The 12400-nt window shown below is 31.0% G+C and carries 14 protein-coding genes; 5 read left to right on the plus strand and 9 right to left on the minus strand.

The features are described 5' to 3' along the window. Positions 1-29 precede the first annotated feature (29 nt). On the plus strand, positions 30-479 hold the full coding sequence (locus tag NMAR_RS00385; protein ID WP_012214461.1) for a YbhB/YbcL family Raf kinase inhibitor-like protein: 450 nt from the start codon (positions 30-32) through the stop codon (positions 477-479). Between the two features lie 68 nt (positions 480-547). Next, positions 548-2686, plus strand: coding sequence for an STT3 domain-containing protein (locus NMAR_RS00390; protein ID WP_012214462.1), 2139 nt, complete (start codon positions 548-550; stop codon positions 2684-2686). 2 nt (positions 2687-2688) lie between these two features. Here NMAR_RS00390 and NMAR_RS00395 read toward each other — a convergent pair whose 3' ends face one another. Genes NMAR_RS00395 through cobO form a run of 3 tightly spaced genes read right to left on the minus strand, consistent with a single transcriptional unit; the run spans position 2689 to position 4214 of the window. After that, positions 2689-2844: an RNA-protein complex protein Nop10 gene (locus NMAR_RS00395; protein ID WP_012214463.1), complete on the minus strand. Its 156-nt coding sequence runs from the start codon at positions 2842-2844 to the stop codon at positions 2689-2691. A 1-nt stretch (position 2845) separates the two neighbouring features. Beyond that, positions 2846-3643, minus strand: coding sequence for a translation initiation factor IF-2 subunit alpha (locus NMAR_RS00400; RefSeq protein WP_012214464.1), 798 nt, complete (start codon positions 3641-3643; stop codon positions 2846-2848). 40 nt (positions 3644-3683) lie between these two features. After that, on the minus strand, positions 3684-4214 hold the full coding sequence (gene cobO, locus NMAR_RS00405; protein WP_012214465.1) for a cob(I)yrinic acid a,c-diamide adenosyltransferase: 531 nt from the start codon (positions 4212-4214) through the stop codon (positions 3684-3686). An 87-nt stretch (positions 4215-4301) separates the two neighbouring features. Here cobO and NMAR_RS00410 point away from each other — a divergent pair, with 87 nt between their 5' ends. Next, a complete protein-coding gene (locus NMAR_RS00410) occupies positions 4302-5654 on the plus strand; it encodes a cobyrinic acid a,c-diamide synthase CobB (RefSeq protein ID WP_012214466.1) in 1353 nt (450 codons plus the stop codon). Here NMAR_RS00410 and NMAR_RS00415 read toward each other — a convergent pair. Genes NMAR_RS00415 through NMAR_RS00430 form a run of 4 tightly spaced genes read right to left on the minus strand, consistent with a single transcriptional unit; the run spans position 5643 to position 9192 of the window. Beyond that, positions 5643-6284: a precorrin-8X methylmutase gene (locus NMAR_RS00415; protein WP_012214467.1), complete on the minus strand. Its 642-nt coding sequence runs from the start codon at positions 6282-6284 to the stop codon at positions 5643-5645. The two genes, NMAR_RS00410 and NMAR_RS00415, sit on opposite strands and share 12 nt — an antisense overlap. After that, positions 6274-7026 (minus strand): sirohydrochlorin chelatase, encoded by a 753-nt coding sequence (locus NMAR_RS00420; RefSeq protein ID WP_012214468.1) that lies wholly within the window; start codon positions 7024-7026, stop codon positions 6274-6276. Before NMAR_RS00420 ends, NMAR_RS00415 begins: the two co-directional genes overlap by 11 nt. Continuing rightward, positions 7023-8075, minus strand: coding sequence for a cobalt-precorrin 5A hydrolase (locus NMAR_RS00425; protein WP_012214469.1), 1053 nt, complete (start codon positions 8073-8075; stop codon positions 7023-7025). Before NMAR_RS00425 ends, NMAR_RS00420 begins: the two co-directional genes overlap by 4 nt. A 31-nt stretch (positions 8076-8106) precedes the next feature. Further along, positions 8107-9192: a cobalt-precorrin-5B (C(1))-methyltransferase gene (locus NMAR_RS00430; RefSeq protein ID WP_012214470.1), complete on the minus strand. Its 1086-nt coding sequence runs from the start codon at positions 9190-9192 to the stop codon at positions 8107-8109. A 90-nt stretch (positions 9193-9282) separates the two neighbouring features. Between NMAR_RS00430 and NMAR_RS00435 the strand changes: the two genes are divergently transcribed. Beyond that, positions 9283-10152, plus strand: coding sequence for an NAD-dependent epimerase/dehydratase family protein (locus tag NMAR_RS00435; protein WP_012214471.1), 870 nt, complete (start codon positions 9283-9285; stop codon positions 10150-10152). Here NMAR_RS00435 and metK read toward each other — a convergent pair. After that, positions 10129-11295, minus strand: coding sequence for a methionine adenosyltransferase (gene metK / locus NMAR_RS00440; protein ID WP_012214472.1), 1167 nt, complete (start codon positions 11293-11295; stop codon positions 10129-10131). The two genes, NMAR_RS00435 and metK, sit on opposite strands and share 24 nt — an antisense overlap. A gap of 15 nt (positions 11296-11310) precedes the next feature. Next, complete coding sequence (locus tag NMAR_RS00445; protein WP_012214473.1) at positions 11311-11556, minus strand: U6 snRNA-associated Sm-like protein LSm6; 246 nt, start codon at positions 11554-11556, stop codon at positions 11311-11313. A gap of 108 nt (positions 11557-11664) precedes the next feature. Between NMAR_RS00445 and NMAR_RS00450 the strand changes: the two genes are divergently transcribed. After that, positions 11665-12318 (plus strand): ATPase domain-containing protein, encoded by a 654-nt coding sequence (locus tag NMAR_RS00450; protein WP_012214474.1) that lies wholly within the window; start codon positions 11665-11667, stop codon positions 12316-12318. The last annotated feature ends 82 nt before the right edge of the window (positions 12319-12400 follow it).

Here is a 12400-nt window from a genome sequence, read left to right on the forward strand (position 1 = left end):
TTAACTTTAGGCTTTATCTCATCATAATTATGGAATTAGAAAGCTCATCTTTTGAAAATGGTGGAACCATTCCAAAAAAATTTGGTTACAAAAATGGGAATGTTAGTCCTTCTCTAATTATTAATGATGTTCCAGATTCTGCAAAATCTCTAGCTTTGGTCATGGATGATCCTGATGCAATGGGTGCTGTTGGAAAAGTTTGGGTTCACTGGGTTTTATGGAATATTCCTACAGAAGTTACAAAGATGGATGAAAATTCTATACCTGAAAACTCAATTGAAGGAGAAACTGACTTTGGAGAAATTGGTTATGGTGGACCAGCACCTCCTGATAAAGAACATACATACATTTTCAAACTATATGCACTTGATACTGCTCTTGATCTAGGTAAAGGTTCAACTAAAAAAGATCTTGAAAATTCTATACAAGATCATATTATTGCTAAAGCAAAATTAACTGGAAAATATGCTCCACAATAAACCGGAAATTTTGAAAAATTAAAATTTATTCATAAAGAGTAATAAGCCTAGATTTGTGTTGAAAATTATTGAATTCTGATTCTACTCTAATTTCTGTTGGACAATTTGATTTAAAATTAAATCATCTCTTAGTGATTGGTATTCTTTCATTATCTTTTTCAATCTCTTTTTTAGTCCGTGCCCAACCTGCAGAATGGGGTTGGGAATTACATGAATTTGATCCTTTTTTCAATTATCGTGCTACTGAATATTTAGTCAACAATGGAGTTGATGCATATTTTGAATGGAATGATGAATTAAGTTGGTATCCTTGGGGTAGAGACGTATCTGAAAGCTCACAAGTTGCATTACATCTTACTGCTGCAGTAACTTATTGGATGTTTGGTGGTGGAGGAAATCTCTATGATTTTACCATACTTTTCCCAGCAATTTTTGGTTCTTTGACAACTATTGTTATATTCGCACTAGTACGTGTAATTGGCGGAACTACTGCAGGATTATTGTCTGCATTATTATTTTCAGTATCTATTCCAATGTTAACAAGAGGTGCTATTGGTTGGTTTAAATCTGAACCACTTGGTTTGTTCTTTGCAATTTTATCAATGTACCTTCTTTTAAGCGGTATTAATTCAAAAAATCAAAAAATTGTTATACCTAAACTTGTTTTTAGTGGATTTTTTATTATAATGAGTTTGTCTGCCTGGGGTGGAAACCAATTTTTCATAATCCCACTAGCTATCTTTTTCTTAACTCTACCTTTCTTACGAAAAGATCATAAATTTCTGATTTGGGCAATTCCAATTTTTAGTTTATCTACAATTATAACATCTTTGGGTTTTGAAAGAATTACATCAAATTTTCTAATAGGTTTAGGTGGGTTTGCATTATTTGTTCCAACAATTTTTCTTGTATTGTGTATAATTATTCAAAATAAAAGTAATGATAAACACAAAATGCGTAATGGTTTGATCTTCCTTGCATCTTTTCTTATTATCATTTCAGCATTTCTTCTAATAAATACCTCAGAAGAATTCATACCCTTGCCGTCTCATAGATATCTTAATGCAATAAATCCATTTTTAACTACTGATAATGCACTAACTGATTCAGTATCCGAACATGCTACACCTACAATACATCATTCTTTCTTATTCCATTCTGTCATCATGGTTTTTGCTGGTATTGGAATATGGTTGATGTTAAGTAACTCTAAAAACCATTTTGTTATCCGAAATGACATGAAATCATTTTCGTTACTTGTAGGAATAACTGGAGTTTATGCTGCTTCAACATTTTTGAGATTAGAAGTATTTGCATCTGTATCTGTTATTATCCTTGCATCCTTGGGAATATCATTTTTATCTAAATCATTATTTTCGAACAAAATGAAGTTTTCTAATCTAAAAAATCTAGTATTAACACTGTCGTTTGGAATTGGTTTAATAACATTATTGGTAATTCCTATAACTTTTGTTGCTCCTCTAAATGTATTTCAAGTAGGTGACAATCCATTTACTATACTTAATGGTGGTACTACTTTTGGGTTAGCCAATAATGATTGGAATGATTCTTTAGAATGGATAAAAAATAATACTCCTGAGAATTCTGTTGTTGCTGCATGGTGGGATTATGGATATTGGATTCAAACTAAGGCAGAAAGAACAACACTAGCTGATAACTCTACTTTGATTGATCATGTAATTGAAAAAATTGCCAAAGTTTTCTTAAGCACTCCTGAACAGGGCTGGAAAACTTTGCAAGAAATGGAAGCAGATTATATTGTTATTTTTATAGCTGGGCAAAGACTAAACTTGGATGGAAATGAAAACCAACCAGTCTATATTTTAAGCGGTGGTGGAGATGAATCTAAAAAACAATGGTTCATGAGTATAGCTGGAGAGCCACTTGAAAAATATCTGCAATCAGATGGAATAAGTGGAACTGATCATTTCTGGAATAATACTACATTAGGAAAGATGATTCCATTTGAATTACTTGGTTATGTTAATTTTGAAACAAACCAACAATCTTTATCATATCAACCTGGTTTTACTGCAATTTATGAAAAGAACATTAAATTTTCTATGGATGATAATGGTCCATTAAAACTAGTTTATTCATCTCCAAGCTATGATACCCCTAGAGGCGGGGCTCTGACTGGAATTTTTGTTTATGAAATCAATAAGGATTACATACCAACAAACTAATTTCAATTATATCTTTCAGCTAATCTATATCTCATGTATTTGTCATCAGGTGAGAATTTTGCTGGATGTGCAGAAATTGTTTGTTCTTTACATTTAGGACATATTTCTTTAAGTGTATATTGAAAGCATTTACTACATTTTCTTAATTGAAATCTCATTTTAGTTCTCTCGAGTTTTCTTTGATTCTTCTCTAGTAAACTTGAATGTTCCTCTCTTCTTTTCTATTTTTGATTGAATATCTGCAATTATTGGTTTTAATGATTTTTCCGCAGATTTAAAATCTTCTGAAGTTATTGATAATCTATATTTTGGAGCACCCAAGTATGTGATGTCTATTGTTGAATCTTTCTTTAATTCATCCAACAGAGTTTTCCTAATAATTTCAATTCCATCTGATTTTGAATTAGTAATTTCCATGATTCCTCTAATTTCTACTGATGGAAGTTTAATCTTGGAACATATTTCTTCAATAACGCCTGTTGTTTTCTTTGGAATTTTTAATTCCTTTATAGAATCAATTCCATTTCTTCCAATCTCAATAAATGCATCATATACTGAGTCGTATTTTGAATAAATGCTATCTTCTAATTTTTCAATATCTTCATCCGATAGTTTTGCTTTTTCTTGAACATTTTGTAACAGAGTTTTTCCTTTTTCAAATTTTTTAACTTCTTTTAGTTTTTGTTTTTTCTGATCTTTAGAAACTTGTTTTAATGATAAATCAATATCTCCACGTTGTGGATTTACTTTTTTAACAAGAAGGACTTTTTTCTCTCCATCTTTTACAAATCTATTAACCGATCTTATCCATCCAGGAGCAATTTCTGAAATATGCAAAAATCCCTGTAAATTGTCATATTCATCTAGTGTTACATAGGCACCATGATCCATAACTTTTGTTACTGTGGCAAGAACTATTTCTCCTTGCTCTGGCATTTCTTGGATTTCTGTAGACATTTCTTCTAAAACTCCTAAATGTGTAAATTAATGTTGCTGGCTAGAAATCAATTCCCTTTTTGGCTTTGATTCCCTTCTGAAATGGATGTTTGATCTCTTTCATTTCTGTGACTAGATCCGCAATTTCTATAACTTCTTCTTTTGCATAATTTCCAGTTAGAACTAAATCTATGTTATCTGGCTTTGATTTTATCAAATTTAACACGTTATCTACTGAAATCAAGTTCAAATTTACTGCATAATTGATTTCATCTAAAATTACAATATCGTATTTTCCCGATTGAATTTTTTCATTACTAATTCTTATTGCTTCTTTTGCTACTTTTTCATGATCTTCTTTTGGACTTTTATCATCAACTATGCCTACAAAACCTTTTCCAATTGCAACCATTTCAAATCCTGGTTCAAGTTTTTTTGTTGAATCCATTTCTCCGTAATGCCATGAACCTTTGATAAACTGGATCATGCAGATCTTTTTATTATAACCTGTAGCTCTTAATGCAAGTCCTAGAGCAGCAGTTGTTTTTCCTTTGCCTTTCCCTGTGTATACAATTGTTAAACCATCACTCATGATATTTTCTCCTCTTATCTAACTAAAAACATTGAGATTTTAACAAATACATCAATTTAAATAAAAAAATAATATTATTGATGCAAATTGAAAATTCCAAGAATTGTTTTGGCAGGTGCTACTAGTGGAGTTGGAAAAACCTCCATCACATGTTCAATAATTTATGCACTTCAAAAACAAGGGTATACTGTTCAACCATTCAAGGTGGGACCTGATTATATAGATCCAAGTTATCTTTCAAATATTTCAAAAAATAATGCATTCAACTTAGATGTTTGGTTGATGGGAAAAAACCATTTGTTATCAAGCTTTATTTCAAATTCAAAATCTGATGTATCTGTAATTGAAGGAGTAATGGGGTATTATGATGGATTTGGTGGTGATTCAAATTATGCTAGTACGCATCATGTAGCTTCTATTACCAAATCTCCTGTAATTTTGATTCTTGATGCAAGTAAAACTGCTCGCTCCATTGCAGCAACAGCCTTGGGATTTCAAAAATTTCATAAAAATTCTAGAATTACAGGCATAATTCTTAATAAAATAGGTAGTAAAAAACATGAAAATCTGTGCAGACAAGCTTTACAAAAAACAAAACTTCCTATTGTAGGTGTAATTCCAAAAAATCCTAATCTTAACCTTGAATCAAGACATCTTGGACTATTTTCTACTTTAGATAACAAAACATTGTATAACAAAATTCAAAAAATCTCAAAAACTATTTCAAAAAATTTAGATATTGAACAAATTATTAAAATTTTAAAAAATACTTCTCATCTTCAAAAAATCTCAAAACCTTCTCATAAAAAACCAAAAACAACAATTGCAATAGCATTAGATACATCCTTTAATTTCTATTATCAAGATAATTTAGAATCTCTTAGAAGAGAAGGAGCATTATTGAAATTTTTTAGTCCTGTTAATGATACAAAAATTCCAAAATGTGACGGACTATACATTGGAGGTGGATTTCCAGAAGTTTTAGGATCTAAATTAGCAAAAAATCAAACTATGAAAAAACTAATCAAAAACCTTGCTGAAGACAATCTTCCAATATATGCTGAATGTGGTGGATTGATGTATCTTACAAAATCTATTTCCTCAGAAAATAAAAAGTACAAAATGGTAGGTGTTTTTGATGCAGAAACCTACATGACAAAAAGAATGAAACTAAATTACACCAAAGGAAAAATTAATCCTTCAATAATTTCTGAAAGATCACACAGTATTCAAGGCCATGAATTTCATTACTCAAAACTAAATTCTGTATCTACTGATTCAAAATTTGCTTATGAATTAGAAATTGGTGACGGAATAAAGAATCACAAAGATGGATTAATCCAATACAATTCTCTGGCATCTTATGGACACCTTTATTTTGATAGTTTTAATTATGCGGAAAATTTTGTTAAAAATTGTATAAAATATTCAAGAAGCTGATTCTGCTCGAATTAACTTGAAAATTGCATTTATTATTGCTGAAGCTGAGGAACTACCTCCTTTTCTACCCAAATTTGTGATAAATGGCGCCTCTTCTAATCTAGATAATTCTTCTTTTGATTCTGCAGCGCAGATAAAGCCTACTGGAATACCTATGATTAGTGCAGGCTTGACAATTCCTTCTTTTACCATCTTTATCACCTCTTGTAAGGCTGTAGGCGCATTTCCTATTGCTACAATTCCTTCATCAATATCTGATTTTGCAGCCCTCATGGATACCTGAGAGCGTGTTTTTCCCTCTTTTTTTGCCAATTCCATAATTTCGGGTTTTGAGATATTACAAACAATATCATTTCCAAAATCTTTTGGATTTTGTTTATTGAGGCCTCCAATTACCCCGTTGACATCTACTACGATACTGCAACCATTCTTCAAAGCTTTCATTCCGCTTTCAATTGCTTCCTTATGAAAAATTATTTTATTTTTATCTGCAAAATCAAAATCTGCTGTAGAATGAATAATTCTTCTTACAATTGGCCATTCCTTTTCATTGTATGGATGAGAACCAATTTCATCTTCAATCATTTGCATGCTTGCATCTTCAATTGATTGACCTTTTTCAGTTTGCATCTTCAACCTCCTTTGCTCTTTCAATAATTAAATCAATGATTTTTTCATCAGCCCCAATATGTTTTGTAATAAAAGTATCTTTGAGATTAGAATCTTTTAGAGCTGGAATTAAGTCATTATTGATATCAGTTTTAACATGTGCACCCTCATGTAAGAAATAAAATACAATTACCAAAACTTTTGGTTCATCTTTCTCACATTTTTTAATTCCTTCAAAAATATCTGGTTGTTCAATTTCTAACCAACAACGACTTACATTTCTGTAAGAATTTTTTAACTCATCAACTATATAATTTAATGACATTTGTGCATTAGGATCTTTACTGCCATGACCAATTATCATAACATCAACATCTGTATTAGGTAATGTAATATTATTTTCTTTGAGTGTAGTTGTGACTCTATTCTCAACAATATCTACCAAAGTTTTGTGCATACTCATTGGTTTAGTTATTAGAAATTTCACTTGTGTATCTTTTTGTAATTTCATTACATCAGTAACAGCAATCTTGACCTTTTTTCCTGGATATAGAAAATACGGTACTATTGTTAGTGAATCAATATCTTCTTTGAGACATTTTGAAATACCATCCTCAATGTATGGTGGTTCAACTTCTAAAAAGCAATAATCCGTAAAAACATAGTCTCCTTTAGCCTTAATTCCAGTACAAATAGTCTCTAATTCCTCTGATGCCTCCCTTTCTCTACTACCTCTATCAATAATCAATAATCCTCGCTTCAATTCTCAATCCTCGCTATTGCTATAGTCAAATTTGGTGGGAATTTCTGCTTTTCTACAATTAATTTGCCATTTGACACTAGAATTGCTGCAGCCTCTGAAACACTGGCTGTTCCTTCAAATGCTTTTACAGTATCTGAAGGATTAGGGGCTGTAACTTTAGCCAAATCTTCTCTATTTACATATTCGACTGGAACTCCCATCTCTTTTCCAGCATCAATTAATCCTTGTACATCTTCAGGTTTTTTTATAGAAACTAGTTTTGCTATTGATTTTGGACTGAGTTTAAATTTATCAAGACAATCATTAATTCCTTCTTTGATAGTTTCTTTTGATGTATCCCAATGCAAACCTATTCCAATTACTAAACTTAGTGGTCTGTAAACAACTGATTCAGATGCTAGATCATCGTCAATGATTTTATCTGAAATTATTAAATTTGCTTTTGATTTTGAATTTTTTAATTCGTTTATAGTGTTGTATAGTGAAACATTTTTTGGTAATTGTTTATACCAATTTTTTTCACCTGTTTCTTGAAAAACTCCTATTGGTTCTTCATTTACCATGTGTGCACTAATTCTAGTAACATTAGAGTCATCATCAATCTTCCAACCAAAGTCTCTTCCGACCAAATCAACAGCAATAGTTTTGTTTACGTCAGCAGCTGTAGTGATTACTGGTTGTGCTTGTAATTTTTCTGCAATTTTTTCAGTAAGTTCATTTGCACCACCAATATGTCCAGATAATACACTAATTACAAAATTTGTTTTATCATCAATCACAATTACAGCAGGATCTGTTTTCTTGTCTTTTAGATGAGGTGCTATTAATCGAATCACTGCACCTAGAGAAAATAAGCATATTATTGCATCATTATTTTTGAAAAGTTCAACAATTTTCTCTGATGTGGGCTCTGAATACCATGTGATTGAGTCATTTTGATTAGAAAATTTATCAGGTGCAAAAATGCTCCATTCTGGAAAAAATTCTTTTAGAGTTTGACCAATCTTTATACCATTTTTAGTAATAGAAAGAACTGAAATTTTTTCCATATTCAAAACTTTGTTGATTTAATAAAATACCTTACCCTTTTGGTTCTCTTGCCAAAATGTTTCCCTCAAAATCAAATAATATGACATCAATCGGAACTTTTTCTTCACTGTGCTTTCTCATATGTTTATACACTTCAGCGCAAATTAACTCAAAAAATCCACTCACATTATTTTCTTGTATAATTTCTGAAACATGTCTTGCAGTATTCGCTTTTTTAATATCATCAATAATTTTTTTATCTGCGTTGACTTTTCTTGCCAATTCTGCTAGAAAGTTCATATCAACTTTGGAACCTTTAACATGAGTTTGTTTTACTCCTGCTGCCATCTTTGCCAGTTTTCCAATAAATCCAACCACGTATGCCTTTTTGATATTTTTCCTACCGCATTGTTGAATTGTGTAACCTGAAAAATCCCCCATTTGTACAAAACAATGTTCTGGAAGATCTACGATCTTTTTTGCAAAGTCTTCACTTCTTCCTCCAGTTGTTAATACTACTGTATCATTTCCCATAGCAATTGATACATCCAAGTTTTGTCTAATGGATGCTGCATATGATGCAGTTGAAAATGGGATTACTATTCCACTTGTACCTAAAATTGAAATTCCTTCTTTGATGCCTATTCTAGGATTATCCGTTTTAGGTCCTAATTCTTTACCTTTTGGAACTGATATTTCAACTCTAATTCCTTTTTTATGCAGAATATCGCTGCCTATTTCTTGAAGATTTTCTGTAATCATTTTTTTTGGAACAGGATTTATGGCTGGTTTGTTAATTTCTAAACCTAAACCAGGTTTAGTAACTATGCCTACTCCTTCTCCCCCATCAATTTCAATTTGCTTTTTGTTTTCATTAAATGTTAATTCAACTATAATTTCAGCACCATGTGTGACATCGGGATCGTCTCCCCCATCTTTTATTACAGAGCATTTTGCTTTGTTTTTTTCAAATTCACATGAATTTACAGGAATCTTAATGGTGGTTTTCTTAGGTAAGGTAATTTCAACCTCTTCAATTTTTTGTTGTTTGATAATTGATAATAAAGCCGCTTTTGATGCTGCAGTGGCAGAACTCCCTGTTGTGTACCCTGTTCTGAGTTTTTTCTCTTCTGCCACAAACTGATGTAATCATTTTACTGTATTAACTCTTGTTTACCATTTTTGATTTTCAAAATAGATTTAAAATAAAAACTACTTGGAATTTCTATGGAAAAACCTCTTCAAATAGTAATTACTGGAGCCAGTGGATTTGTGGCAAAAAATCTTAGAAAATATTTGTCTGAGAAAAATATTCATCTGATTTCAATATCTAGAAAAAACTTCAAACCATTCAAAAATGAAACTAAAATTATTTCCAAAACCTATGAGGAACAATTACTTTTGCCAAAAATAAAAAATTCATATGCATTAATTCATCTTGTGGGAATTGGAAAACAGTCCACAAAAACTGATTATGAATCAATCAATGTTCAATTAACACAAAAAATTGTCAATTTATCAAAAAAGGCAAAAATCAAAAAACTCGTTTATACAAGTGGATTGGGAGTATTTGCTGATACTACTATGGGGTATTTTATCTCAAAATTCAAGGCTGAAACATCTATTATTGATTCAAAAATTGATTACACAATTTTTCGACCTTCCTATATTGTAGGTAAAGATGATCTTTTCACAAAATATCTAAAAAAATCTATTAAAAAAAATCAAATCATTATTCCCGGGTCTGGAAAATATTTGATACAGCCAATTTCTATAGGAGATGTTACAAAATTGATTTTCCAATCAATTATTGATAAGAGATTTAAAAATAAAACATTAGATCTTGTGGGTCCTGAAATAATCTCATTTAAGAAATACATTCAACTGTACTTACAAAAGAAAAAAACTAAACTATATCACATTGATATTGAAGATGCTTATCGTCTTGCCTTAACTAACTCAGAATTTGATTATGGTGTAGATGATCTAAATATTCTAGTTGGAAATTTTGTTGGAGATCACAAAAAACTTAGAAATCTCTCAAAAATGAATTTTCAGTCAGTAAAAGAATTGTTAAAGACCGGCGCCTTGCTTTAGTGCATCTACTTTGTTTGTTTTTTCCCAGCCAAATTCTGGCTCATTTCTTCCGAAATGACCATATGATGCTGTTTTTTTGTAAATTGGTCTTTTCAGATCTAGTTGAGAAACAATTCCTGATGGTTTCATATCAAAATTCTTTCTGACTAAATCTTCAATTTGATTTTCCGGAATTTTGTTTGTTCCAAAAGTGTTTACGTATAATGATACTGGTTCTGCAACTCCAATTGCATATGCAAGTTGAACTTCACATCTATCTGCAAGACCTGCTGCAACCAAATTCTTTGCAATATATCTACACATGTAACAAGCTGATCTGTCTACTTTTGAAGGGTCTTTACCAGAGAAAGCGCCCCCACCATGTCTTCCAAAACCACCATAGGTATCTACAATAATTTTTCTTCCAGTAAGACCTGCATCTCCATGTGGCCCTCCAATCACAAATTTTCCAGTTGGATTAATGTGAATTTTGATATTATCATTCCATAGATCTCCTAGTACTGGCTTGATAACTTTATCAATGATTTCGTTTTTGATTTCTTCTTGAGAAATTTCTGGTGCATGTTGAGTAGAGACTACTACGGTTTCAATTCCAGTAGGTTTGTTATCTTCATATCTTACAGATACTTGTGATTTTCCATCTGGTCTTACCCATGGTAGTGTTTTGTCTCTTCTTACTTCAGATAATTTTTGAATTAGTTTATGTGCTAACAAAATTGGCATAGGCATGAATTCTTGAGTTTCATTTGTTGCATATCCGAACATTAATCCTTGATCCCCTGCACCTTGTTCTTTTTCTTCAGTTGCAGTAACACCTTGACTAATATCGGGACTTTGAGAATGTAATCTTAAATTTACTTGACAAGTATCTGCATCAAACATCAAATCTTTATTGTCATATCCAATCTCTCTAATGGTTTTTCTAACTAATTCTTCTTGTGCTTTTTTATCCAAATTAGCTTTTGATGTAACTTCTCCTGAGACTGCAACAAAATCAGTTGTTACCATTGTTTCAACTGCAACTCTTGAATCTGGATCTTGTTTGAGAAATTCATCTAAAAATGCATCTGAAATATTATCGCAAACTTTGTCTGGATGTCCTTCTGTTACTGATTCCGATGTAAACAGAAAATTATTTGTCATAAAACTCACTACCTACTAGAGTTCATTTTCTAGTTTAATGAATAATACGTTGTTACCTCTTACGATAACTCTACCATAATTTGCGATAGTCTTACCTTCATGTAATTCCTCAGCATCTGTCATAATCAAATTCATGTATGAGTCAACATTATCCATTTTACCTTTGTATTCAACTTCATTCTTTAGTCTTACAGTAACTTTCTTCTTTGTGCTTTTTTGAAGAGTTGTTAGAGGTCTTTTTGCGCTATTTGATTGAGACACTAATTGTTCACTTGTTTTGCAACTTTGTTCTCTAGAATAAAAGCCTTACCTCCTTTGAAGAAATAGAAATTCCTTAAATTTTTTCTTCTTTTTCTAATAATAACACTCATGATCTCAACTGGTTTGGAAAAATTAGACAAATCTCTCTTCGGAGGAATTCCTAATGGTGTAATTGTAGATATTTTTGGAAAAAATGGAACAGGAAAAACCCAACTATTATTACAATTAGCAATAAATTCCATCAAAAAAGGTGGTCATGTTTTGTATTTTGATACAACAGGTGGATTTAGACCTGAAAGAATTTTGGATATTCAAAAAGAATCTGAATCTCAATCAGATTTTCTTAATCAAATTACAGTTTCACGGTTAACTAATACCTCTGAACAAATTAATTCAATAAAAAATATTGAAAGGAATTTTTCATTAATTGTAATTGATAATATAACTGATTTATTTTCTTATGAATACCAAAAAGATGAATCTATTTTTGAGAAAAATTCTTTGTTTATGAAATACATGCATGATTTAGCTAATTTTGCAATATCAAATAGAATTCCTATTGTTGTAACTAATATGATAAGAAATCTGGAAGGAAAAGAAATTGAAAATATGAAAAGTGCAATTGATCCATTTACACACATCAAAATACATCTAACAAAAAATTCATCAAAATTTGATGGTAAAATTTATTCTCCGTTTATAGAAAATTCATTTTCTTACACCATTGATAAATTAGGATTGTCTCCTTCTGAAGATATTTAACGGTCAATGAGGAAGTTTACTCATGACAGATATTTTTGATGTTCTCCCAAACATGACTATTGTCCTATTTATTCTTGGATTA

The organism is Nitrosopumilus maritimus SCM1 (assembly GCF_000018465.1).
GTDB classification, from domain to species: Archaea; Thermoproteota; Nitrososphaeria; order Nitrososphaerales; family Nitrosopumilaceae; genus Nitrosopumilus; species Nitrosopumilus maritimus.